This is a genomic window from Pseudomonas sp. BAY1663, assembly GCF_000582595.1.
GTDB classification, from domain to species: domain Bacteria; phylum Pseudomonadota; class Gammaproteobacteria; order Pseudomonadales; family Pseudomonadaceae; genus Stutzerimonas; species Stutzerimonas stutzeri_AF.
Map to the genome: position 1 here is coordinate 1 of NZ_AZSV01000070.1, position 23772 is coordinate 23772.

17 protein-coding genes and 6 pseudogenes are annotated in these 23772 nt (G+C 66.8%); 15 read left to right on the forward strand and 8 right to left on the reverse strand.

Annotated elements, in window-relative coordinates; genetic code table 11:
- Both BAY1663_RS17155 and BAY1663_RS17160 read left to right on the forward strand, forming a co-directional pair.
- The coding region (locus tag BAY1663_RS17155) for a hypothetical protein (RefSeq protein ID WP_037043044.1) at positions 1–398 on the forward strand (398 nt) is incomplete at its 5' end.
- A 167-nt stretch (positions 399–565) separates the two neighbouring features.
- A pseudogene (locus tag BAY1663_RS17160) lies at positions 566–1461 on the forward strand (peptidoglycan DD-metalloendopeptidase family protein).
- A gap of 135 nt (positions 1462–1596) precedes the next feature.
- On the opposite strand, the gene BAY1663_RS17165 reads toward BAY1663_RS17160, so the two are convergent.
- From BAY1663_RS17165 to glcC, 6 genes and pseudogenes are all read right to left on the reverse strand, one after another.
- Positions 1597–2937: a hemolysin family protein gene (locus BAY1663_RS17165; RefSeq protein WP_037043046.1), complete on the reverse strand. Its 1341-nt coding sequence runs from the start codon at positions 2935–2937 to the stop codon at positions 1597–1599.
- A 199-nt stretch (positions 2938–3136) separates the two neighbouring features.
- Positions 3137–4431: pseudogene (gene phoR / locus BAY1663_RS17170) on the reverse strand (phosphate regulon sensor histidine kinase PhoR).
- An 80-nt stretch (positions 4432–4511) separates the two neighbouring features.
- Positions 4512–5200: pseudogene (gene phoB / locus BAY1663_RS17175) on the reverse strand (phosphate regulon transcriptional regulator PhoB).
- A gap of 128 nt (positions 5201–5328) precedes the next feature.
- Positions 5329–6222 (reverse strand): 4-hydroxybenzoate octaprenyltransferase, encoded by an 894-nt coding sequence (ubiA, locus tag BAY1663_RS17180; RefSeq protein WP_037043049.1) that lies wholly within the window; start codon positions 6220–6222, stop codon positions 5329–5331.
- Between the two features lie 57 nt (positions 6223–6279).
- Entirely contained in the window at positions 6280–6819 is a 540-nt protein-coding gene (locus BAY1663_RS17185) for a chorismate lyase (RefSeq protein ID WP_037043051.1), read from the reverse strand.
- 133 nt (positions 6820–6952) lie between these two features.
- Entirely contained in the window at positions 6953–7726 is a 774-nt protein-coding gene (gene glcC, locus BAY1663_RS17190) for a transcriptional regulator GlcC (RefSeq protein WP_037043053.1), read from the reverse strand.
- Between the two features lie 235 nt (positions 7727–7961).
- On the opposite strand from glcC, the gene glcD reads away from it, so the two are divergent.
- The 10 genes and pseudogenes from glcD to BAY1663_RS17240 all read left to right on the forward strand — a co-directional run bounded on the left by glcD (position 7962) and on the right by BAY1663_RS17240 (position 18855).
- A complete protein-coding gene (glcD, locus tag BAY1663_RS17195) occupies positions 7962–9461 on the forward strand; it encodes a glycolate oxidase subunit GlcD (RefSeq protein ID WP_037043055.1) in 1500 nt (499 codons plus the stop codon).
- On the forward strand, positions 9461–10522 hold the full coding sequence (glcE, locus tag BAY1663_RS17200; RefSeq protein WP_037043057.1) for a glycolate oxidase subunit GlcE: 1062 nt from the start codon (positions 9461–9463) through the stop codon (positions 10520–10522). Before glcD ends, glcE begins: the two co-directional genes overlap by 1 nt.
- A 7-nt stretch (positions 10523–10529) precedes the next feature.
- The gene (gene glcF, locus BAY1663_RS17205; protein ID WP_037043059.1) at positions 10530–11747 is read left to right on the forward strand and encodes a glycolate oxidase subunit GlcF; all 1218 of its coding nucleotides are present in this window, start codon (positions 10530–10532) and stop codon (positions 11745–11747) included.
- Between the two features lie 133 nt (positions 11748–11880).
- The gene (locus BAY1663_RS17210) at positions 11881–12285 is read left to right on the forward strand and encodes a heme-binding protein (protein WP_037043061.1); all 405 of its coding nucleotides are present in this window, start codon (positions 11881–11883) and stop codon (positions 12283–12285) included.
- A 24-nt stretch (positions 12286–12309) separates the two neighbouring features.
- Positions 12310–14486: pseudogene (locus BAY1663_RS17215) on the forward strand (malate synthase G).
- A gap of 231 nt (positions 14487–14717) precedes the next feature.
- Positions 14718–16420 (forward strand): annotated as a pseudogene (locus BAY1663_RS17220) (L-lactate permease).
- Between the two features lie 113 nt (positions 16421–16533).
- Positions 16534–16701 (forward strand): rubredoxin, encoded by a 168-nt coding sequence (locus BAY1663_RS17225; RefSeq protein WP_037043062.1) that lies wholly within the window; start codon positions 16534–16536, stop codon positions 16699–16701.
- Between the two features lie 36 nt (positions 16702–16737).
- Positions 16738–17921: pseudogene (locus BAY1663_RS17230) on the forward strand (NAD(P)/FAD-dependent oxidoreductase).
- Positions 17922–18070: 149 nt separating this feature from the next.
- Positions 18071–18343 carry an HU family DNA-binding protein gene (locus tag BAY1663_RS17235; protein ID WP_037043064.1) on the forward strand — a complete coding sequence of 91 codons (273 nt, stop codon included), beginning with the start codon at positions 18071–18073 and terminating at the stop codon, positions 18341–18343.
- A gap of 137 nt (positions 18344–18480) precedes the next feature.
- Entirely contained in the window at positions 18481–18855 is a 375-nt protein-coding gene (locus BAY1663_RS17240) for an SCP2 sterol-binding domain-containing protein (RefSeq protein WP_037043066.1), read from the forward strand.
- 9 nt (positions 18856–18864) lie between these two features.
- Here BAY1663_RS17240 and BAY1663_RS17245 read toward each other — a convergent pair whose 3' ends face one another.
- On the reverse strand, positions 18865–19776 hold the full coding sequence (locus tag BAY1663_RS17245; RefSeq protein ID WP_037043067.1) for a LysR family transcriptional regulator: 912 nt from the start codon (positions 19774–19776) through the stop codon (positions 18865–18867).
- A 174-nt stretch (positions 19777–19950) separates the two neighbouring features.
- On the opposite strand from BAY1663_RS17245, the gene BAY1663_RS17250 reads away from it, so the two are divergent.
- Positions 19951–21132, forward strand: a complete 1182-nt coding sequence (locus tag BAY1663_RS17250; protein WP_037043069.1) for an acyl-CoA dehydrogenase — start codon at positions 19951–19953, stop codon at positions 21130–21132.
- 124 nt (positions 21133–21256) lie between these two features.
- On the forward strand, positions 21257–22480 hold the full coding sequence (locus BAY1663_RS17255; RefSeq protein WP_037043085.1) for a CaiB/BaiF CoA-transferase family protein: 1224 nt from the start codon (positions 21257–21259) through the stop codon (positions 22478–22480).
- 17 nt (positions 22481–22497) lie between these two features.
- Here BAY1663_RS17255 and BAY1663_RS17260 read toward each other — a convergent pair whose 3' ends face one another.
- On the reverse strand, positions 22498–23511 hold the full coding sequence (locus tag BAY1663_RS17260) for a zinc-binding alcohol dehydrogenase family protein (protein WP_037043071.1): 1014 nt from the start codon (positions 23509–23511) through the stop codon (positions 22498–22500).
- A gap of 100 nt (positions 23512–23611) precedes the next feature.
- Here BAY1663_RS17260 and BAY1663_RS17265 point away from each other — a divergent pair.
- The coding region (locus BAY1663_RS17265; protein WP_037043082.1) for a LysR family transcriptional regulator at positions 23612–23772 on the forward strand (161 nt) is incomplete at its 3' end.

Consider the following 23772-nt stretch of genomic DNA (forward strand, 5'->3'; position numbering starts at 1 on the left):
CAGCCGCAGCCGCGCCGGCGCCCCTGGTGCAGGCACCGGCCAAAGCGGCGACCACTGCCGCCGGGCGCGGCCAGGGCCAGTTGCGACTGGCTTCGGGCACCCTGGCCTGCGTGATCAAGGCCCTCAGCCTCAAGGATGCACAGCTGGTGATCAGGCGCGGCGAAACGCTGCCGCAGGTACTGGAAAGCGCCGTGCTCGACCTGGAGCAGGGCGAGGGCGGCGAAATCGCCCGTCTCAACGGCTACCTGCATGCGGTCGCGGCGTTCGAGCCCAAACCCGACAGCGAGTGGCTGCAGCTGTCCTTGCGCTTCGTCGACTGCGACCCGCAGAAGCTCGACTACCTGTCGCGGCTGATCGCCCGCGGCACGGCGCAACGGCATTTCATTCCCGGCGCCTGAGAAGCGGTTCAGCCTGAGCCGGTCCTGGGCCGTCGGCTGACCGTTCGGCGGTTGCCGCGCCACACAAGCTGATCGGCGTCACACCCCGACGGTCGGTGGCTCGCACAGGCGCAACGCCACTGCTAGGCTTGCCGCTCCAACACCCTGACCGTTAGAACTCTGCCGTTATGCTGGGGCGCCTTCTCCTGTTGCTCGGGCTGCCGCTGCTGGCCTCGCCGGCGCTGGCCCTGACCATCTACAAATACACCGATGCCAATGGCGTGGTGACCTACAGCGACCAGGCCGCCCCTGGTGCGCAGGTGTTCGTCTTCCGCGATCGCATGGTGGAGAAGACCGATACCCAGGTCAGGCTGGAGACCCGCAAGCACGCCGCCGGCGAGACGCTGCTGGTACGCAACGATCTCTACGCGCCGGTGGACATCGAACTCAAGCTGGACAACGTCGAGAACGCCGTCGGTGCGCCGGCCAAGCCGATCCGCTGGATCCTGCCGCCGCGCAGCCAGATCCGCCTGGCGACCCTGGCGCCGCGCGATGCCTCCAAGCCGCTGAAATACACGCCCAGCTGCGCCACGCCCTGGGCGACCCGCGCCTGCTGCCCAAACCCTACAAGTATCCGCTGCCCTGGCGCGGCGGGCCGTTCCGCCTGACCCAGGGCGCCAATGGCCAGTACAGCCACTTCACTCCGAAAGGCCGTTATGCGATGGACATCGCCATGCCCGAGGGCACGCCGATCATTGCCGCGCGCGGCGGCGTGGTGGTGAAAGTGGAGAACGAACAGAGCGGGCGGGGCAACAACCCGGCCGGCAACTTCGTGCGCATCATCCACGACGACGGCACCATGGGCGTCTACCTGCACCTGATGCAGGGTTCGGTGGCCGTGCGCGAAGGCCAGCGGGTGGAAACCGGTACGCGCATCGCCCGTTCCGGCAACACCGGCAACAGCACCGGCCCGCACCTGCATTTCGTCGTGCAGCGCAACGTCGGCCTGGCCATCGAATCGATTCCCTTCGACTTCTCCCAGCCGGTCGACAGCCTGCCGAACTTCGCCGTCGGCGGGGAATAGGGAATAGATAGCTACAAGCTTCAAGTAAAAGCGGAAAAGCGCTCGTGTAGGTCGGTTCACGCTTTACCGACCCGGCGAGTGGGGGCAGGGTGGATGTAAAAAGCGACATCCACCCTACACTCGCTTGCAGCTGCTTCACCCCTGCTTGAGCACCTTGGCCAGGACGATCTTCGGCCCGCGCATTTTCTTGATGACGATCTGTAGCCCTTCGACCTGCAGCTCCTCGTTCTCCTCGGGCACTCGCTTGAGGGTTTCGTAGATCAGGCCGGCCAGGGTTTCGGCCTCGATGTGGTCGAGGTCGACGTGCAACAGGCGCTCGACCTTGAACAGTGGCGTGTCGCCGCGCACCAGCAGCTTGCCCGGCTGGTAGGCGAGGATGCCGCGCTCGGTCTTGCGGTGCTCGTCCTGGATATCGCCGACCAGCACTTCCAGCACGTCCTCCATGGTCAGGAAGCCGATGACCTTGTGGTCGCCTTCCTCCACCAGGACGAAATGCGCACCGCCCTGGCGGAACTGCTCGAGCAGCTCGCTCAGCGGCATGTGCTTGGACACCCGTTCCAGCGGCCGCAGCAGCTCGTCGAGATCGAAATGCTCGGCCAGCCCGTTATCGCCGGCCAGCGCCAGCAGCAGGTCCTTGATGTGCAACAGGCCGACGTACTCGCCCTGTGCGCTGTCATAGACCGGATAGCGGCTGTACTTGTGGCGGCGGATCACCTCGAGGATTTCCGCCAGCGGCGCGCCGTGCTCGAGCTGCAACAGGTCCTCGCGGGAGTTGGCCCAGTCGACGACCTCCAGCTCGCTCATCTCCACCGCCGAGGCCAGCACCTGGATCTGCTGGTCGCTGGGGTCGCGTGCGCGGTTGGAATGCAGGATCAGCTTGAGTTCTTCGCGGCTGTAGTGGTGCTCGTGATCGGCGCCGGGCTCGCCCTGGCCGGCAATGCGCAGGATGGCGTTGGCGCTGGCGTTGAGCAGGTAGATCGCCGGGTACATCAGCCAGTAGAACAGATACAGCGGGGCGGCCGTCCACAGCGACAGCAGCTCGGGCTTGCGGATCGCCCAGGACTTGGGCGCCAGCTCGCCGACCACGATGTGCAGGTAGGAAATGATGAAGAACGCGGTGAAGAAGGCGATGCCGTGCACCAGCGCCGGCGACTGGATGCCGAGGGCGGCCAGCAGCGGTTCGAGCAGGTGGGCGAAGGCCGGTTCGCCGACCCAGCCGAGGCCCAGCGAAGCCAGGGTGATGCCCAGCTGGCAGGCTGACAGGTAGGCGTCGAGCTGGGTGTGCACGGTGCGCAGGATGTGCCCGCGCCAGCCGTGCTGGCTGGCGATGGCGTCCACCTTGGTGGCGCGCAGCTTGACCATGGCGAACTCGGCGGCGACGAAGAAGCCGTTGAGCAGCACGAGGAACAGGGCGAAGAGGATCAGGCCGAAATCGGCGAAGTAGGAGGAGGCGGCGTAACTGGGGGAAGGGTCCATGAATAGTTCGAAGAGCCGAAGGAGCGCACAGCATGGGGTCGGCTGGTTGGCATTTCAAGCAGACTTGCGTCGTGCGGGATGGGCGCCGGGTAGGTTGGGTTGAGCTCCGCGAAGCCCAACGAACGGAATATCCGGCCATCGCAATATCTCGGCTCCGTCGGTGCCGGGCTTCGCCGCTACGCGGTTCAACCCGACCTTCCTATGCCAGCTGCGACGGCTGGAAGTGACAGGAAAAGCGGCTGCCCTGGCCGGGAATGCTGCTGATGTCCAGCCGGCCCTGGTGGCGCAGCAGCACGTGCTTGACGATGGCCAGCCCCAGCCCGGTGCCGCCGGTGCTGCTGGCGCGGCTCGAATCGACCCGGTAGAAGCGCTCCGTCAGGCGCGGCAGGTGCTTGGGCTCGATGCCGATACCGCTGTCCTCGACGCACAGGTGCGCGCCGGTCTCGTCGCGCCACCAGCGCACGTGGATGTCGCCGCCGTCCGGGGTGTACTTCACCGCATTGAACACCAGGTTGGAAAAGGCGCTGCGCAGCTCCGCCTCGCTGCCCTTGAGCTGCAGCGCCGGGTCGGCATCGAGGCTGATGCCGTGGCCGCGCGCGCCGGACAATGCGCGGGCATCGCTGACGATCGACTGCAGCAGCAGCGCCACCGCCACCGGCGCATTGTCGGCCGGGTGGCTGGTGGCCTCCAGCTTGGCCAGCAACAGCAGGTCGTTGAGCAGGTGCTGCATGCGCCCGGCCTGCTGGTTCATCTGCTGCAGCGCGCGCAGCCAGCGCGGATTGAGCTGGTCGGTATTTTCCAGCAGGGTCTCCAGGTAGCCGGCGATCACCGTCAGCGGGGTGCGCAGTTCATGGGAGACGTTGGCGACGAAATCCTTGCGCATCTGCTCGAGCTGATGCAGCCGGGTGATGTCGCGCACCAGCAGCAGGTGCTCGCTCTTGCCGTAGCGGGTGATGTTGAACTGCAGGCGAATGCGGTCGTTCACCGGCGAGACCAGTTCCAGCGGCTGGTCGTAGTTGCCGTGCTCGAAGTATTCCTTGAATGCCGGGTGGCGCACCAGGTTGGTGATCGGGTGACCGCTGTCCTGCGGCTTCTTCAGCCCCAGCAGGCGGTTGGCGGCGATGTTCCACCATTCCAGGTTGCCGTCGCTGTCGAGGGTGATCACGGCGTCCTTGAGCGCGGCGGTGGAACCCTGCACGCGGTCGATCACCGCCTGCAACTGGCCGCGCAGGCGCAGGTCGCGGCGTTGCAGCTGGTAGAGGTTGTCGAACACGTCGCCCCAGATGCCGGCGGAGTCCGGCGGCGGCTCGTCGGGGTCAGTGCGCCGCAGCCATTTCTGCAGGCGCAGCAGCTGGCGCAGCGTCCAGGCGAGGTAGCCGGCCAGGCCGAGCACCAGCATCCAGGCGTACTCGCCGGTGATCAGGCCGAGCAGCAGGCAGCCGCCGAGCAGAAGTAGCAGGCGACGTACGAGGCTGCTTGCCAATCCTGATTCAACGGAAACGCTCCTGGAGACGGCCGCGGGCGGCACGGTGGGCGGTGAGGCCGGCGGTGGAATCCACGCTCACGTCAGGCGCTCAGCTCTTGCTGGAGAAACGATAGCCGGTGCCGCGCACCGTCTGCACGAGGTTTTCGTAGCTTCGCCGAGCGCCTTGCGCAGGCGACGGATGTGCACGTCGACGGTGCGCTCCTCGACGTAGACGTTGCCGCCCCAGACCTGGTCGAGCAGCTGGCCGCGGGTATAGGCGCGTTCCTGGTGGGTCATGAAGAACTGCAGCAGGCGGTATTCGGTGGGCCCCATCTCGGCCGGCTTGCCGTCGATGGTGACGCGATGGCTGATCGGGTCGAGCAGCAGCCCGCCGATCTCGATCGGCGCCTCGCTGTCGGTGGGCGCGGCGCGGCGCAGCACGGCCTTGAGGCGCGCCACCAGTTCGCGCGGGGAGAACGGCTTGGTGATGTAGTCGTCGGCGCCGACCTCCAGGCCCTGGATCTTGTTGTCCTCTTCGCCCTTGGCGGTGAGCATGATGATCGGGGTGTCGGCGGTCAGCTCGTCGCGCTTGAGCCGGCGGGCCAGTTCGATGCCGGAAGTGCCGGGCAGCATCCAGTCGAGCAGGATCAGATCGGGCTTGCGATCGACGATCAGGGCATGGGCCTGCTGGGTGTTTTCCGCCTCCAGGCAGTCGTAGCCGGCCATTTCCAGGGCGACGACGATCATCTCGCGGATTGGCGCCTCGTCATCGACGATCAGTATGCTCTTGCCATTCATGGTCAAGCCTCGGTCGTTTCTTGTCGTCCGGCATTAGATAACGGAGTTATTGCAGCCATGTGACAAGCTGGCGGCAGCGCCGCGCCCGGGGGCAGGCTGCGCGCGCGGCGCGTAGGCGCTGCCATTGCCTACGCTTTCGACGCGTAGTCGAGGACGATGCCCACAAGAATGGCCAGCCCCGCCCAGTGGTTGTGGAGGAAGGCCTTGAAGCAGGTCTGCGGTTTGCGCGAGGCGGTCTTCCAGAATTCCCAGGCGAAGCAGGCGGCGGCGCCCACCAGGCCGAGGTGGAACCACTGGCCCAGCTCGAAGCGCACGCCGGCGAGCAGCAGGCAGAACAGCGCCAGGCCCTGCAGCGTGAGGATGATCGCCCGGTCGGCGTCGCCGAAGAGGATGGCGGTGGACTTGATGCCGATCTTCAGGTCGTCCTCGCGATCGGCCATGGCGTAATAGGTGTCGTAGCCCACCGTCCACAGCACGTTGGCGATGAACAGCAGCCAGGCCTCCGGCGGCAGCGTGCCGCGCGTGGCGGTGAAGCACATGAGGATGCCCCAGGAATAGGCGGCCCCGAGCACCACCTGCGGGTAGTAGGTGTAGCGCTTCATGAACGGATACAGCGAGGCTACCGCCAGTGCGCCGAAGGACAGCCAGACGGTAATGGCGTTGGTCAGCAGCACCAGGCCGAAACTCAGCGCCACCAGCACGGCGAACGTCGCCCAGGCCTCGCGTGTGCGCACTCGCCCGGTGGCCAGCGGGCGCATGTTGGTGCGCTGCACGTGGCCGTCGAAGTTGCGATCGGCGAAGTCGTTGATCGCGCAGCCGGCGGCGCGCATCAGGATCACCCCGGCAGTGAAGATGAACAGGTGCTTGGCGCTGGGCATGCCCTCGGCGGCGATCCACAGCGCCGACAGCGTCGGCCACAGCAGCAGGTAGATGCCGATGGGACGGTCCAGGCGCATCAGCTGGATGAAGTCCCAGGCGCGTGGATGCAGGCGATTGCACGATTGCAGCAGTTTCAGATACATCGGCGGTCTCCATGCGGAAGAGGGCGATTATATAAGGTGGACCCGCACCCCAAGCTCTTAAGGTGTGACGCCCGCGGCCTGCCACAGCGCGGGCAGGAACACCTCGGCGACCAGGATGCCGAGCCGGTCCTGGCTGAAGCACGAGCGCCGGGCCCAAAGCCCATCCTGGCGGTATTCGGACGGCAGCCAGGGCGCCGGATAGTGGCAGGCCTGCAGCGCGCCGCGGGCGAACGCCGGGTCGCTGAACAGCAGCTCGCCCAGCGAACGCTCGCCGAGGTGGCGCAGGTCCAGTCCGGAGCGCTCCAGGGCCTCGCGTGCGGCGACGCTGCGGGCGAACACCCAGGGCTGGCCGTGGCCGCACAGGTAGGTCTCGCGCACCCAGCCTTCGCTGCCGGGCGCCACGCCCAGCGCCGCGCACTCGTCGGCGCGCAGTGCTTGCCAGGCCTGTTGCAGCGGGACGACGCTGAACGCGCCATCGGCCAGTTCGGTGAGGCGGCGGGTCAGCGAGCCTTTGTCGACGTACAGCCAGTCATGCAGGGCGGGATCGAGCGGGCGGGGTAGGCGGTCGGCACTCAGCCAGTCTTTGAATTCGGACACGGGCGCAGTCGGGGCGTAGCGAAAAGAGCGGCGAGTCTAGCATGGAGGGTTAAAGCAGCCTGAAGCCTGAAGCTGGAAGACGAGCTTGACGAGGCTCTGGCACCAGCCCGCACACTGGCTTCCAGCTGCTTTTTTACGCCCAGCCCTCCAGGCGCATGGTGGCGCGCACCAGGCGCTGCTCCTCCTGCTCGATTTCCTTGAGGTTGTCGCGAATGCTGTGGATGTGGTCGCGTGCCGCGCGCTGGGCCTGCTCCGGCAGGCGCTCGGTGACGGCGTGGAACAGGCGCGAGTGCTGGCGGTCGATCTGCCGCTTCTGCGCAGGCCGGTGATAGAGGTTGTTCACCGAGGCGAACACGGTCGAGAGCATCAGGTCGGTCAGCGACTGCAGCGTATGCACCAGCACCGGGTTGTGCGAGGCCTCGCAGATCGCCAGGTGGAAGGCGTGATCGAGCCGTGCGTGTTCCCGGGGGTCGCCGCCTTGCTCGTCGGCGTGGGCGGCGAGCATCTCCTCGTAGCGCCGGCGCAGCAGGATGAAGTCGGCATCGGTGCCGCGCAGCGCCGCCAGCCGGGCGGACTCGCCCTCGAGCAGGGCGCGCACCTCCAGCAGGTCGTAGAGCGTGCGCGGTTGCGAGTTGAACAGATGCATCAGCGGGCTGGCGTCGTGGTTGCCCGACAGCTCGGCGACGAACGAGCCGCGACCCTGCGCGGTCTCGATGATGCCGCGCCCGCGCAGTACGCGCAGCCCCTCGCGTAGCGCCGAGCGGGAGATACCGAGCTTCTCGCACAGGCGCCGCTCCGAGGGCAGCGCCTGGCCGACCTTGAGCACGCCGTCGACGATCAATCGTTCGATGCGCTCGGCCACCACATCGGCAACTTGACGACGGTCATTGTGCTTTTCGCTCAACATGCAGTCTCTCTCCAGCTGGTAGGACCAGTTGCCGGGGAGTTTAGCCTGAATGGCTGGAGAGTTGTACGCCCGCGCCCTGGGGCGGTATTTCGGTAGTGTTCCGGCTGGCCGACTACAAAAACTGGTAGGACCAGTTCAGGTTGCGGTAGACGGCCAAGCGCGCCGACGCTAATCATGCGGCAATGCACCGCAGCGGGTCGTGCTGCCGGTGAACCACAAGAGCACTGAACCTGCCATGAACATTCTCTACGACGAACGCGTCGATGGCGCGTTGCCCAAGGTCGACAAGGCCGCGCTGCTGGCCGAGCTGCAAGCACAGCTGCCTGACCTGGAGATCCTCCACCGTCGCGAGGACCTCAAGCCCTACGAGTGCGACGGCCTGTCCGCCTACCGCACCACGCCGATGCTGGTGGTACTGCCCGAGCGCGTCGAGCAGGTCGAGCACCTGCTCAAGCTCTGCCATCGACGCGGCGTACCGGTGGTCGCCCGTGGCGCCGGCACCGGCCTGTCCGGCGGCGCGCTACCGCTGGAGCAGGGCATCCTGCTGGTGATGGCGCGCTTCAACAAGATTCTCGAAGTCGACCCGGCCGGGCGCTTCGCCCGCGTCCAGCCCGGCGTGCGCAACCTGGCGATCTCCCAGGCCGCTGCGCCCTACGAGCTGTACTACGCGCCGGACCCGTCGTCGCAGATCGCCTGCTCCATCGGCGGCAACGTCGCCGAGAATGCCGGCGGCGTGCACTGCCTGAAGTACGGCCTGACCGTGCATAACCTGCTCAAGGTGGAAATCCTCACTGTCGAAGGCGAGCGCATGACGCTCGGCTCCGACGCGCTGGATTCGCCGGGCTTCGACCTGCTGGCGCTGTTCACCGGCTCCGAGGGCATGCTCGGCATCGTCACCGAGGTGACCGTCAAACTGCTGCCCAAGCCGCAGGTGGCCAAGGTGCTGCTGGCCGCCTTCGACTCGGTGGAGAAGGCCGGGCGCGCGGTGGGCGACATCATCGCCGCCGGCATCATCCCCGGTGGCCTGGAGATGATGGACAACCTGTCGATCCGCGCCGCCGAGGACTTCATCCACGCCGGCTACCCGGTGGATGCCGAGGCGATCCTGCTCTGCGAGCTGGATGGCGTCGAAGCCGACGTGCACGACGACTGCGCGCGCGTCAGCGAGGTGCTGAAGCTGGCCGGCGCCACCGAAGTGCGCCTGGCCAAGGACGAAGCCGAGCGCGTGCGCTTCTGGGCCGGGCGCAAGAACGCCTTCCCGGCGGTCGGGCGCATCTCGCCGGACTACTACTGCATGGACGGTACCATTCCGCGCCGCGAGCTGCCGGGCGTGCTCAAGGGCATCAGCGAACTCTCCGAGCGCTTCGGCCTGCGCGTGGCCAACGTGTTCCACGCCGGCGACGGCAACATGCACCCGCTGATCCTCTTCGATGCCAACCAGCCGGGCGAGCTGGAGCGCGCCGAGGAGTTGGGCGGCAAGATCCTCGAGCTGTGCGTCGAGGTCGGCGGCAGCATCACCGGCGAGCATGGCGTCGGCCGCGAGAAGATCAACCAGATGTGCTCGCAGTTCAATGCCGACGAGCTGACCCTGTTCCACGCGGTCAAGGCAGCCTTCGACCCCAGCGGCCTGCTCAACCCCGGCAAGAACATCCCGACGCTGCATCGCTGCGCCGAGTTCGGCCGCATGCATATCCACAACGGCGAGCTGCCTTTCCCCGAACTGGAGCGCTTCTGATGTCCGTATTCGCAAACGACGCCAGCGCGCAACTGCTGGACCAGGTCAACCAGGCGCTCGCCGCGAAGACCCCGCTGCGCATCCAGGGCGGCGGCAGCAAGGCCTTTCTCGGCCGCCCGGTCGAAGGCCAGCTGCTCGACGTGCGCGAGCACCGCGGCATCGTCAGCTACGACCCCACCGAACTGGTGATCACCGTGCGCGCCGGCACTCCGCTGGCGGAGCTGGAAGCGGTGCTGGATGAAGCCGGGCAGATGCTGCCCTGCGAGCCGCCGCACTTCGGGCCCGATGCCACCGTCGGCGGCATGATCGCCGCCGGCCTGTCCGGGCCGCGCCGTCCGTGGAGCGGTTCGGTACGCGATTTCGTGCTCGGCAGCCGGATCATCACCGGCCAGGGCAAGCACCTGCGTTTCGGCGGCGAGGTGATGAAGAACGTCGCCGGCTACGACCTGTCGCGGCTGATGGCCGGCAGTTTCGGCTGCCTCGGCGTGCTCACCGAGGTCTCGCTCAAGGTACTGCCCAAGCCGCGCCTGTGCAGCAGCCTGCGCCTGGAAATCGACCAGGAGCGCGCGCTGCTCGAGCTCGCCGAATGGGGCCAGCAGCCGATTCCGATCAGCGCCGCCAGCCATGACGGCCAGGCGCTCTACCTGCGCCTGGAAGGTGGCGAGGGCTCGGTCCGGGCCGCCTGCGGGCGTATCGGTTGCGCGGAGCTCGATTCCGATTACTGGAATGCGCTGCGCGAACAGCGCCTGGCGTTCTTCGCCGATGCGCGCCCGCTGTGGCGTCTGTCGCTGCCGAACAACACGCCGGTGCTGGGGCTGCCGGGCGAGCAGCTGCTGGACTGGGCCGGTGCCCAGCGCTGGCTGAAGAGCGATGCCGATGCCGAGACGATCCGCGCCATCGCCCACGAAGTCGGCGGCCATGCCACCTGCTTCAGCGCCGGCGCCACGGCCAGCCCGTTCCAGCCGCTGCCCGCGCCGCTGCTGCGCTACCACCAGCAGCTCAAGGCGGCGCTCGATCCGCAGGGCATCTTCAATCCCGGCCGCATGTATTCCGAGGTCTGACGACGTTATGCAAACCAATCTGAGCGAAGCGGCGAAGCAGCTGCCGCGCGCCGAGGAAGCCGAGAGCATCCTGCGCTCCTGCGTGCACTGCGGCTTCTGCAATGCCACCTGCCCGACCTACCAGTTGATCGGCGACGAGCTGGACGGCCCGCGCGGGCGCATCTACCTGATGAAGCAGATGTTCGAGGGCGGCGAGGTGACCGCGAGTACCCAGCTGCACCTGGACCGCTGCCTGACCTGCCGCAACTGCGAAACCACCTGCCCGTCGGGGGTGAAGTACCACAACCTGCTGGACATCGGCCGCGACTTCATCGAACGCCAGGTGCCGCGCCCGCTGGGCGAGCGCGTGGTGCGCGGCGGCCTGCGCACGGTGATTCCGCGCCCGGGGCTGTTCAAGGCGCTGCTGGGTGCCGGCAATGCGCTCAAGCCATTGATGCCGGCCGCACTCCAGGGGCACCTGCCGCGCGAAATCCGCCCAGCCAAGCCGCGCCCACAGGTCATGCACGGCCGCCGTGTGCTGATGCTCGAAGGCTGCGTGCAGCCAAGCCTGTCGCCGAACACCAACGCCGCCGCGGCGCGCGTGCTCGACCGCCTGGGCATCAGCGTCAGCCCGGCGCGCGAAGCCGGCTGCTGTGGTGCGGTGGACTACCACCTCAACGCCCAGGAGGCCGGTCTGGAGCGCGCCCGGCGCAACATCGACGCCTGGTGGCCGGCGATCGAGGCCGGTGCCGAAGCCATCGTGCAGACCGCCAGCGGCTGTGGCGCCTTCGTCAAGGAATACGGCCACCTGCTCAAGGACGACCCGACCTACGCGGCCAAGGCTGCGCGCGTCAGCGAACTGGCCAAGGACCTGGTCGAGGTGCTGCGCGGCACCGAGCTGGAAAAGCTCAACGTATGCCCCGACAAGCGCATGGCCTTTCATTGCCCGTGCACCCTGCAGCACGCACAGAAGCTCGGCGGCGCGGTCGAAGACGTGCTCACCCGCCTGGGCTTCCAGCTCACCGCGGTGCCCGATGCGCACCTGTGCTGTGGCTCGGCGGGCAGCTACTCGATCACCCAGCCGGAGATTTCCATGCGCTTGCGCGACAACAAGCTCGAGGCCCTGGAGAGCGGCAAGCCGGAGGTGATCGTCACCGCCAACATCGGCTGCCAGACCCACCTGGACGGTGCCGGGCGTACACCGGTCAAGCACTGGATCGAAGTGGTCGAGGAATCGATGGGGTAACGGTGGAAAAGGCTGCGCCGTTTTCCACCCTACGACGAGCGAGCTGACCGTAGGGTGGAAATCTCGCCAAGCGAATTTCCACCGCCCGCCGCCCGCCAACGAACAACCGAAATACGAAGACAGGAGAATCGAGATGAAAAGCAAAGCCGTACTGAGCCAGACCGAAGTCGCCACCATCCTCGCCGCCGCCCGCGCCGAAGCGCAGAGCAACGGCTGGGCCGTGACCATCGTCGTCGCCGACGACGGCGGCCACCCGCTGGTACTCGAGCGCCTGGACGGCTGCGCGCCGATCGCCGCCTACATCGCCACCGAGAAGGCGCGCAGCGCCGCGCTGGGCCGCCGCGAGACCAAGGGCTACGAGGACATGGTCAACGGCGGCCGCAGCGCCTTCCTCTCGGCGCCGGTGGTGTGCTCGCTGGAAGGCGGCGTGCCGCTGATCGTCGACGGCCAGGTGATCGGCTCGGTGGGCGTCTCCGGCGTCACCGCCGCCCAGGATGCACAGATCGCCAAAGCCGGCGCCGCCGCCCTGGCCAACTGATTCAGGCAAGAAGGAGAACAATAGATGACCGAGCGTGTAACCCTGGGCCGCCTGCAAGTGGCGGCCAACCTGCAGCGTTTCATCGAGGACGAAGTCCTGCCGGGCACCGGCGTCGAAGCCGCGACCTTCTGGCAGGGCCTGGACGCCCTGGTCCACGATCTGGCGCCGAAGAACCGCGAACTGCTCGCCGAGCGTGATCGCCTGCAGGCCGAGCTGGACACCTGGCACAAGGCCAATCCGGGGCCGATCGAGGATATGCCGGCCTACCGCGCCTTCCTCGAATCCATCGGCTACCTGCAGCCGGTGCCGGGCGAGGTGAAGATCGAGACCGCCAACGTCGACAGCGAGATCGCCACCCAGGCCGGCCCGCAGCTGGTGGTGCCGATCATGAATGCGCGCTATGCGCTGAACGCCGCCAACGCCCGCTGGGGCTCGCTGTACGATGCGCTGTACGGCACCGACGCGATCTCCGAAGAGGGCGGTGCGCAGAAGGGGCCGGGCTACAACGAAGTGCGTGGCGCCAAGGTCATCGCCTTCGCCCGCAATTTCCTCGATCAGGCCGCGCCGCTGGCCGAAGGCAGCCATGCCGATGCGGTCAACTACCGCGTGCAGGACGGCCAGCTGAAGGTCACCCTGGAGAACGGCAGCGTCACCGCGCTGGCGCAGCCGGAGAAGTTCGCCGGCTTCCAGGGCGACGCGCTCGAACCCCGGGCCGTGCTGTTGAAGAACAACGGCCTGCACATCGAGATCCAGATCGACCCGAACAGCCCGATCGGCCAGACCGATGCCGCCGGCATCAAGGACCTGCTGATCGAGGCCGCGGTCTCCACCATCCTCGACTGCGAAGACTCGGTCGCCGCGGTGGACGCCGATGACAAGGTGCTGGCCTACCGCAACTGGCTGGGCATCGTCCAGGGCACCCTCAGCGAGGAAGTCGCCAAGGGCAGCTCGAGCTTCGTCCGTCGTCTGAATCCGGACCGCGAGTACAGCGCGCCCAATGGCGGCGAGCTGAAACTGCACGGCCGCTCGCTGCTGTTCATCCGCAACGTCGGCCACCTGATGACCAACCCGGCGATCCTCGACGAGGCGGGGCGCGAGATTCCCGAAGGCATCATGGACGGCGTGTTCACCAGCCTGATCGCCAAGCATGATCTCAAGCGCAAGGGCAACTCGCGCACCGGCAGCTTCTACATCGTCAAGCCGAAGATGCACGGGCCTGCGGAAGTCGCCTTCGCCGACGAGCTGTTCGGCCGCGTCGAGGACCTGATCGGCGTGCCGCGCTACACCCTGAAGATGGGCATCATGGACGAGGAGCGCCGCACCAGCGCCAACCTCAAGGCCTGCATCGGCGCGGCCAAGCACCGCGTGGCCTTCATCAATACCGGCTTCCTCGACCGCACCGGCGACGAGATGCACACCTGCATGGAAGCCGGCCCGGTGCTGCGCAAGGGCGACATGAAGTCCACTCCGTGGATCCAGTCCTACGAGCGCAACAACGTGCTGGTCGGCCTGGCCTGCGGCCTGCGCGGCAAGGCGCAGATCGGCAAGGGCATGTGGGCCATGCCGGACCTGATGGCGGCCATGCTCGAGCAGAAGATCGGCCACCCGAAATCCGGCGCCAACACCGCCTGGGTACCGTCGCCGACCGGCGCCACCCTGCATGCGCTGCACTACCACCAGGTAGACGTGCAGGCCGTGCAGAGCGAGCTGGAGAAAGTCGACCTGGCCGCCGAGCGCGAGCAACTGCTCAACGATCTGCTGACCATCCCGGTGGTCGCCGAGGACACGTGGAGTGCCGAGGAGAAACAGCAGGAACTGGACAACAACTGCCAGGGCATCCTCGGTTACGTGGTGCGCTGGGTCGAGCAGGGCGTCGGTTGCTCCAAGGTGCCGGACATCCACAACGTCGGCCTGATGGAGGACCGCGCCACCCTGCGTATCTCCAGCCAGCACGTGGCCAACTGGCTGCACCATGCGTGGTGACCCGCGAGCAGGTGCAGGAAACCCTCGAGCGCATGGCCAAGGTGGTGGACCAGCAAAATGCGGGCGATCCGCTCTACCGCGCCATGTCCAGCGACTACACTCAGTCAATCGCGTTCCAGGCGGCGTCGGATCTGGTGTTCAAGGGCCGCGAGCAGCCGTCGGGTTACACCGAGCCTTTGCTGCATGCCTGGCGCCAGCGTTTCAAGCAGGCCAACTGAGCAACGGGAGCAATGGTCACGGCGGCTGAAGGCGATGCGCTTCTGCCGGCGTGATGGTTACAGGCCTCAGGTACCGCAAGGTGCCTGGGGCTTTCGAGCATGGGCTGCAGGCCGCCGCGCGCGGGGGCCGGCAGTCGGGGTTCCGCCCTTGTGGCGGAGTCCATGCTAGGCGCCGGGCACGCCCGGACATAACTAAAAGTGGTTCACAACAAAAAAACAGGGACCCAACAAATGAGTCAAACACTACTGTCCATCCTGGCCTTCGTGCCGCTGGTGCTGGCGGGTGTGCTGCTGATCGGCTTTCGCTGGCCGGCCAAGTATGCGATGCCGCTGGTTTTCGTCCTTACTGCACTGATCGGCCTGCTGGCCTGGGACATGACGCTCAACCGGGTCATCGCCTCGACCTTGCAGGGCCTGATTCTCACCGCGGCGATCCTCTGGATCATCTTCGGTGCGATCCTGTTGCTCAATACGCTGAAGCACTCCGGGGGATCAGTGCGATTCGGCGTGGCTTCTCCAACATCAGCCCCGACCGTCGCGTGCAGGTGCTGATCGTCGCCTGGCTGTTCGGCTGCTTCATCGAGGGGGCTTCGGGCTTCGGTACGCCGGCCGCGGTGGCCGCGCCGCTGATGGTGGCGCTGGGCTTCCCGGCACTGGCCGCGGTGGTGATGGGGATGATGGTGCAGTCCACGCCGGTTTCCTTCGGTGCGGTCGGTACGCCGATCCTGGTCGGCGTCGGCGCAGGCCTGGACCAGACTGGCATCGGCGCGCAGATGGCCGCGCTGGGCAGTAACTGGGATACCTTCTTCCACCTGATCTTCTCGCGCGTCGCGATCATCCACGCGCTGTGCGGGATTCTCATGCCGCTGATCATGATCAGCATCATGACCCGCTACTTCGGCCGCAACAAATCCTGGACCGAAGGCCTGGCCGTGGCGCCGTTCGCGGTGTTCACCGGGCTGTGCTTCGTCATCCCGTACGCCGCCGCCGGTGTGTTCCTCGGCCCGGAGTTCCCCTCGATGATCGGCGCGCTGGTGGGCCTGGCCATCGTGGTGCCGGCAGCCAAGGCCGGCTTCCTGCTGCCCAAGGACAGCTGGGACTTCGCCCCGGCCAGCGAATGGCCGGCGGAGTGGATGGGCCGGATCGAGATGAAGATCGAGGACGTGGCCGGCAAGACGCCGGTCTCCGTGCCGATGGCCTGGGCTCCCTACCTGCTGCTGGCCGCGCTGCTGGTCGCCTCGCGGGTATTCCCGCAGTTCAAGGCGTTGCTGATGTCGTTCACCTTCGGCTGGAAGGACATCCTCGGTGAAACCGGCGTCTCCGGGACCCTGGAGCCGCTGTACCTGCCGGGTGGCATCCTCTGCATGGTGGTGATCCTGACCTTCTTCCTGCACCGCATGAGTGCGCGGGAGCTGGGCGCGGCGGTCAGCGAATCGAGCCGGACCCTGCTCGGCGCCGGCTTCGTGCTGATCTTCACCATCCCGATGGTGCGCATCCTGATCAACTCCGGCGTCAACGGTTCGGACCTGGTGTCCATGCCGGTGGCCATGGCGCAACTGGTGGCCAACAGCGTGGGCGACGTGTATCCGTTCTTCGCCCCGGCGGTCGGTGCGCTGGGCGCGTTCATCGCCGGTTCCAACACCGTGTCCAACCTGATGCTCTCGCAGTTCCAGTTCAACACCGCCGGCCTGCTGGGCCTCTCCGGGGCGCTGATGGTGGCGCTGCAGTCGGTCGGCGCGGCGGCGGGCAACATGATCGCCATCCACAACGTGGTGGCCGCTTCGGCGACCGTGGGGCTGCTCGGACGCGAAGGCATCACCCTGCGCAAGACCATGCTGCCGACCCTGTACTACCTCATCCTGGCCGGTAGCATCGGCCTGATCGGGTTCTACGTGATGGGTATCAGCGATCCGCTGGTGGGCGCTGCCGGCTGAGTCCGGTGCCCTGCTGACGGGCGGCTTCGGCCGCCCGTTTTCATTTGTAGACATGGTGCGACGTGGCGTTCTGGTATAGCGTGCGTCGCAATCGACGAGCATCGAGGTCTTGCATGAAGAAATGGCAATGTGTGGTGTGCGGCTACATCTATGACGAGGCCCTGGGCCTGCCGGAAGAGGGCATCGCCCCCGGCACGCGCTGGGAAGACGTGCCGGAAGACTGGGTCTGCCCGGACTGCGGCGTCGGCAAGGTGGACTTCGAGATGATCGCCATCTCCTGATTGCGTGCTTCAACAGAACCAACGAGGGCAAATGACGTGACGGCACCCGTAGTGATCATCGGCACCGGCCTGGCCGGTTACAACCTGGCGCGCGAATGGCGCAAGCTCGATAGCGACACGCCGCTGCTGCTGATTACCGCGGACGACGGGCGTTCCTATTCCAAGCCGCTGCTGTCCACCGGCTTCGCCGCCAGCAAGGATGCCGAGAGCCTGGGCATGGCCAGCGCCGGCGCCATGGCCGAGCAGCTGAACGCCGAGATCCGCACGCATACCCGGGTGACCCGGCTCGACCCGGCGAACCGGCGCGTCTGGATCGGCAACGAGCCGGTGGCCTACCGCGACCTGGTGCTGGCCTGGGGCGCGCAGACGCGCAAGGTGGAGGTCGCCGGCGACGCCGATGAAGCGATCTTTCCGATCAACGATCTGCTCGACTACGACCGCTTCCGCGCCGCCGCCGCCGGCAAGCGCCGGGTGCTGATCCTCGGCGCCGGGCTGATCGGCTGCGAGTTCGCCAACGACCTGCTGCACGGCGGCTATGAGGTCGAGCTGGTCGCGCCGAGCCAGCAGATCATGCCTGGCCTGCTGCCGCAGGAAGCCGCCCGCGCGGTACAGAACGGCCTGGAAGGGCTGGGCGCGCGTTTTCACCTCGGGCCGGTGCTGGAGCGGCTCGAGCGTGGCGCCGACGGCCTGGCCGCGCAGCTGTCGGACGGCACGCGGCTGTCCTGCGATCTGGTGGTCAGCGCGGTGGGGCTGCATCCGCGCACCGAGCTGGCGGCCGCGGCGGGGCTGCACGTGGCGCGCGGCATCGTCGTCGATCGCCTGCTGCAGACCTCGCAGCCCCACGTCTACGCACTGGGTGATTGCGCCGAGGTCGAGGGCCTCAACCTGCTCTACGTGATGCCGTTGATGGCTGGCGCGCGGGCGCTGGCGAAAACCCTGTTTGGCAATCCGACCTTCGTCAGCTACGGCCCGATGCCGGTCACGGTGAAGACCCCGGCATGCCCGCTGGTGGTCTCGCCGCCGGCATTGGGAGCCGTCGGCAGCTGGACGGTGGAACCTCCGGCAACGACGTCAAAGCGCTCTATCTCGGGCCTGACGGCCAGCTGCTCGGCTATGCGCTGACCGGTGCGGCGGTGCAGCAGCGGCTGGCGTTGAACAAGCAGCTGCCGCCGGTGCTGGCGGAACTACCGCAAATTCTGTCGCTAAAGTCCCCGGGTTGAGGCCGACATGTACCTTGAGGGACTGGCGCAGGTGCTAGCGCCGTGCCATTCTCCAAGGGTCTGCCCCAGCCTAGAGCTGTTGCAGCGCCTTTAGCGCTGTTCTCGCGAACAGTACGGACACAACAACAAAAACGTCTCAGAGGCTCCCAATGCGTAAACCGGAACTCGCCGCCGCCATCGCCGAGAAGGCCGATCTGTCCAAGGACCAGGCCAATCGCGTACTCAACGCCGTGCTGGATGAAATCACCAACGCGCTGAACCGCAAGGACAGCGTCACCCTGGTCGGTTTCGGCACCTTCATACAGCGCCATCGTGGCGCCCGTACCGGAAAGAACCCGCAGACCGGGCAGCCGGTCACCATCAAGGCCAGCAACACCGTCGCCTTCAAACCCGGCAAGATGCTCAAAGACGCGGTCAACTGACCTGCGCCACCCGGAGCCATTGGGCTCCGGGTCAACCTGACCGCCGGGTCCGTCCCGGACCGCCTCGTGCCCATGCTTCCCTCCGCCGACCAGGCCACTACAATGCGGCCTCTCCCTCGTACCGGTCGGACACCCCCATGAAATTCCGCTTCCTGCTTTGGATGCTGGGCCGCCTGATGGCCAAGGCCAGCCGCACCAATCCCGAGTTCCAGCAGCAGCTGGGCGACAAGGACCTGAGCTTCCAGTTGCATACGCTGGACGGCAAGGTCGCCCGGCATTTCGTGGTCAAGGACCAGCGCATCACCAGCAAGCGCGGCCCGGCGAGCGAACCGGCCTTCTCCCTGGGGTTCAAGGATGCCGCCTATGGCTTCGCCACCCTGACGGCGAAGAACAAGCAGCTGGCGTTCATGCAGGGAATTCAGAACAAGGACATCCAGATTCAGGGAAACCCGGCGCTGGTGATGTGGTTTCAGGGGCTGAGCAAATACCTGAAGCCTCGCAAGAAGGCCTGAAAAGCGGCTTCAAGCTTGTGGCTGCTCTTCTCGCCACAGCCTCGCCTCATCCTTCAACCAATCGCGAAACGCCACCAGCCCCGCCGACTCCACCTTGCGCTCGGGAATCATCAGGTAGTACGCCCGCGTCTCGCTGCGATAGGCGTGCGGATGCGCCAGCACCAGCCGCCCCTCGGCCAGTTCCCGCTGGATCAGGAACGGCGGGATCAGCGCCACACCCATGCCATGCTCGGCCGCCTGCGCCAGCATGGAGAACAGCTCCAGCCGCGGGCCGGTCATGTCGCGGGCGACCTTCATTCCCTGCGCGTCGAACCACTGGCGCCAGGCGTAGGGGCGGGTGGTCTGCTGCAGCAGCGGCAGTTCGGCCAGGATCTGGGTCGTGAAGGGTTTCCCCTCGCGCAGCAGGGCGGGGCTGCAGACTGGCTGCAGGTCCTCGGGCATCAGGTAGTGCGCCTCGGTACCGGACCAGTCGGCATCGCCGAAGTAGATGGCGGCATCGAACTCGGTGTCGGCGAAGAGGAAGGGCCGGGTGCGGTTGGTCAGGTTCACCGTGATCTCCGGATGCAGCGCCTGGAAGCGCCTGAGGCGCGGCACCAGCCACTGGGTACCGAAGGTCGGCACCACGGCCAGCTCCAGGCTCATGGCGCCCTGCTGGCCCATCACCGACAGCGTGTCGCGCTCCACCGCGTCCAGCTGCGCGGCGATGCGGCGGGCGTAGGACTGGCCGGCGGCAGTGAGCTTCACGCCGCGCCGCGAACGGCGGAACAGCGCCAGGCCGAGGAATTCCTCCAGCCCGCCGATCTGCCGGCAGATGGCGCTCTGGGTCAGCGCCAGCTCATCGGCCGCTCGGGTAAAGCTCTCGTGGCGGGCGGCGGCTTCGAAGGCAATCAACGCGGCGGTGCTGGGAATCTTGCGGCGCATTATGCGAAGACCTCATGGGATAAGCCTGATAATCGGCCAAGAGCTTATCTCGGAGTGAGCAAAACGCACAGTTCGGTGCGAAATCCTCGTTTGCGACGTGCCGTTGCGGCGCCTAGGATCAGCTCATCCCGCCCGCGTGCCCGCGGTGCCGAAGACAACAAGAGGAGCCCCCGAATGGCCGGCAAAGCAAGTTTCAATTGGATCGACCCGCTGCTGCTCGACCAGCAAGTGACCGAAGAAGAGCGCATGGTGCGTGACAGCGCCGCGCAGTTCGCCGCCGACAAGCTGGCGCCGAGGGTGCTGGAAGCTTTCCGTCATGAGCGCACCGATCCGGCGATCTTCCGCGAGATGGGCGAGACCGGCCTGCTCGGCGCGACCATCCCCGAAGCCTACGGCGGCAGTGGGCTGAACTACGTGTGCTACGGCCTGATCGCCCGCGAGGTCGAGCGCATCGATTCGGGCTACCGCTCGATGATGAGTGTGCAGTCCTCGCTGGTGATGGTGCCAATCTTCGAGTTCGGCAACGAGGCGACCAGGCAGAAGTACCTGCCCAAGCTGGCCAGCGGCGAATACATCGGCTGCTTCGGCCTCACCGAACCGAACCACGGCTCCGACCCCGGCTCGATGATCACCCGCGCCAAGAAGGTCGACGGCGGCTATCGCCTGTCCGGCAGCAAGATGTGGATCACCAACAGCCCGATCGCCGATGTCTTCGTGGTCTGGGCCAAGGATGACGCCGGCGAGATTCGCGGCTTCGTGCTGGAGAAGGGCTGGGAAGGACTGTCCGCCCCGACGATCCACGGCAAGGTCGGCCTGCGCGCCTCGATCACCGGCGAGATCGTCATGGACAACGTGTTCTGCCCGGAAGAGAACGCCTTCCCCGATGTGCGCGGGCTGAAGGGGCCGTTCACCTGCCTGAACAGTGCCCGCTACGGCATCGCCTGGGGCGCGCTGGGCGCCGCCGAGTTCTGCTGGCACACCGCACGCCAGTACACCCTGGACCGTCAGCAGTTCGGCCGGCCGCTGGCCGCCAACCAGCTGATCCAGAAAAAGCTGGCCGACATGCAGACCGAGATCACCCTGGCCCTGCAAGGCTGCCTGCGCCTGGGTCGCATGAAGGACGAAGGCACTGCTGCGGTTGAAATCACCTCGATCATGAAGCGCAACAGCTGTGGCAAATCCCTGGAGATTGCCCGCCTGGCCCGAGACATGCTCGGCGGCAATGGCATCAGCGACGAGTTCGGCGTGGCCCGGCACCTGGTCAACCTGGAGGTGGTGAACACCTACGAGGGCACCCACGATGTGCATGCGCTGATCCTCGGCCGCGCGCAGACTGGCATCCAGGCGTTCTTCTGAGGCGCCGTAGGGTGGAAAACCGCGACAGCGTTTTCCACCTTTGCTGCCCCGCCGTTACGGTCTCGTACCAATCGGTGGAAAAGACCTGCGGTCGTTTTCCACCCTACGCATGAAGGAAATCGCGATGCCCGGCGCCTTGTCGCATATCCGTGTTCTCGACCTGTCGCGCGTGCTCGCCGGGCCCTGGTGCGGGCAGATCCTCGGTGATCTCGGCGCCGAGGTTATCAAGGTCGAGCGCCCTGGCACGGGCGACGATACCCGCCACTGGGGCCCGCCCTATCTCAAGGACCCGCACGGCGAGAACACTTCGGAGGCGGCCTATTACCTGACCGCCAACCGCAACAAGCAGTCGCTGACCGTCGACTTCACCCGGCCCGAGGGCCAGCGCATCATCCGCGAGCTGGTGGCGCAATGCGATGTGCTGCTGGAGAACTTCAAGGTCGGCGGGCTGGCCGCCTACGGGCTGGATTACGAAAGTCTGAAGGCGATCAATCCGCGGCTGATCTTCTGCTCGATTACCGGTTTCGGCCAGGACGGGCCTTACGCCACACGCGCCGGCTACGACTTCATGATCCAGGGCCTCGGCGGGCTGATGAGCCTGACCGGCCGCAGCGATGCGGAGGAGGGCGCCGGGCCGGTGAAGGTCGGCGTGGCGCTGACCGATATCCTCACCGGCCTGTACGCCACCGTTGGCGTGCTCGCTGCGCTGGCACATCGCGAACGCAGCGGCGAGGGCCAGCATATCGACACGGCGCTGCTCGACGTGCAGGTCGCCTGCCTCGGCAACCAGGCGCTGAATTACCTCACCACCGGCGTGGCGCCCAGGCGCATGGGCAATGCCCATCCGAACATCGTGCCCTATCAGGATTTCCCCACTGCCGATGGCGACATCATCCTCACCGTCGGCAACGACGGTCAGTTCCGCAAGTTCTGCGAGGTGGCCGGGCGTCCCGAGTGGGCGGCCGATGCCCGCTTCGCCACCAATCGCGCGCGCGTTGCCCATCGCGCCGAGCTGATTCCGCTGATCCGCCAGGTCACGGTATTCCGCACCACGGCCGAATGGGTCAGTGCGCTGGAGCAGGCCGGCGTGCCCTGCGGGCCGATCAATGACCTGGCCCAGGTATTCGCCGACCCGCAGGTGCAGCATCGCGGGCTGAACGTCGAGATGCCGCACCCGCTGGCCGGCCGCGTGCCGCAGGTGGCCAGCCCGCTGCGGCTGTCCGCTTCGCCAGTGGCGTACCGCAACCCGCCACCACTGCTCGGCGAGCACAGCGAGGCGCTGTTGCAGCGCCTGCTGGGCATGAACGACGAGCAGATCGCCGGCCTGCGCGTGGCCGGAGTGATCTAGCCTGGAGGCTATCTAGCTCAGAAGCCTTCCAGCACGATCTTGCCCTTGGCCTTGCCGCTTTCCAGCAGGGCATGGGCGCGGCGCAGGTTGGCCGCGTTGATGGTGCCGAAGTGCTCGCCGAGGGTGGTGCGCAGCACGCCCTGATCGACCAGCTGGCTGACGCGCTGCAGCAGGTGGTGCTGCTCGATCATGTCCGGCGTCTCGAACAGTGAGCGGGTGAACATCAGCTCCCAGTGCAGCGACAAGCTCTTGCGCTTGAGCTTCATCACGTCCAGCGGCTGGGCCGGATCGTCGATCAGCGCCAGGCGGCCTTGGGGCGTCAGTGCCTCGACCAGCTGGTCGAAATGCTGATCGGTCTGGGTCAGGCTGGCGACATGGCTGACGCTGGCGAAACCGGCGCGCTGCAGCTCGGCGTGCAGCGGCTGGCTATGGTCGATGACATGCTGGGCGCCGAGTTCGCGGGCCCAGGCCTGGGTTTCCGGGCGCGAGGCGGTGGCGATCACGCTGACCTCGGTGAGCTGGCGGGCCAGCTGCAGCATGATCGAACCGACCCCGCCGGCGGCACCGACGATCAGCAGCTGCTGCCCGGCGCCCTGGCCTTCCACCAGTTGCAGGCGTTCGAACAGCAGCTCCCAGGCGGTGATGGCGGTCAGCGGCAGTGCGGCGGCCTCGGCGAAGCTCAGGCTCCGCGGCTTGCGTCCGACGATGCGCTCGTCCACCAGATGACGTTCGCTGTTGCCGCCGGCGCGGGCGATGGAGCCGGCGTAGAACACCTCGTCGCCGACCTTGAACAGGCTGACTTCGCTGCCCACCCCGACCACCACGCCGGCCACGTCCCAGCCCAGCACCTTCGGCTGACCGCCCTCGGGCTGTGTGTTGCGGCGTACCTTGGTATCCACCGGGTTGACCGAAATGGCGCGCACCTCCACCAGCAGGTCCCGCGGACCGGGTACCGGCTCGGGCAGTTCCACATCCTGCAGCGCGCGGGGATCGTCGATGGCGAGGGATTCGAAGTAGGCGACCGCTTTCATGCTGTTGCTCCGTATGGGTTCGGTAGGCGGGCATGCTCAGCTATTTGACTCGGCGGAAAAACGGGGTGATAAGCGAGGCTCTTTCAACGGAATTTTGACAATGCTGCGTATCGACGACCTCCAGCTGTTCGTCCGCACCGCCGACAGCGGTAGCCTTTCCGCGGCCGCGCGCGGGCTCGACGTGTCGCCGGCGGTGGCCAGCGCGGCCTTGAAGCGCCTGGAGGCGAGCCTGGGCGCGCGACTGTTCGCGCGCTCCACCCG

Coding starts and splice junctions, on each gene's coding strand:
- BAY1663_RS17165 (WP_037043046.1), bottom strand. CDS start 2,937: ATGGACCCTTCCCCCAGTTACGCCGCCTCCTCCTACTTCGCCGATTTC.
- ubiA (WP_037043049.1), bottom strand. CDS start 6,222: ATGTATCTGAAACTGCTGCAATCGTGCAATCGCCTGCATCCACGCGCC.
- glcC (WP_037043053.1), bottom strand. CDS start 7,726: ATGTTGAGCGAAAAGCACAATGACCGTCGTCAAGTTGCCGATGTGGTG.
- glcD (WP_037043055.1), top strand. CDS start 7,962: ATGAACATTCTCTACGACGAACGCGTCGATGGCGCGTTGCCCAAGGTC.
- glcE (WP_037043057.1), top strand. CDS start 9,461: ATGTCCGTATTCGCAAACGACGCCAGCGCGCAACTGCTGGACCAGGTC.
- glcF (WP_037043059.1), top strand. CDS start 10,530: ATGCAAACCAATCTGAGCGAAGCGGCGAAGCAGCTGCCGCGCGCCGAG.
- BAY1663_RS17210 (WP_037043061.1), top strand. CDS start 11,881: ATGAAAAGCAAAGCCGTACTGAGCCAGACCGAAGTCGCCACCATCCTC.
- BAY1663_RS17225 (WP_037043062.1), top strand. CDS start 16,534: ATGAAGAAATGGCAATGTGTGGTGTGCGGCTACATCTATGACGAGGCC.
- BAY1663_RS17235 (WP_037043064.1), top strand. CDS start 18,071: ATGCGTAAACCGGAACTCGCCGCCGCCATCGCCGAGAAGGCCGATCTG.
- BAY1663_RS17240 (WP_037043066.1), top strand. CDS start 18,481: ATGAAATTCCGCTTCCTGCTTTGGATGCTGGGCCGCCTGATGGCCAAG.
- BAY1663_RS17245 (WP_037043067.1), bottom strand. CDS start 19,776: ATGCGCCGCAAGATTCCCAGCACCGCCGCGTTGATTGCCTTCGAAGCC.
- BAY1663_RS17250 (WP_037043069.1), top strand. CDS start 19,951: ATGGCCGGCAAAGCAAGTTTCAATTGGATCGACCCGCTGCTGCTCGAC.
- BAY1663_RS17255 (WP_037043085.1), top strand. CDS start 21,257: ATGCCCGGCGCCTTGTCGCATATCCGTGTTCTCGACCTGTCGCGCGTG.
- BAY1663_RS17260 (WP_037043071.1), bottom strand. CDS start 23,511: ATGAAAGCGGTCGCCTACTTCGAATCCCTCGCCATCGACGATCCCCGC.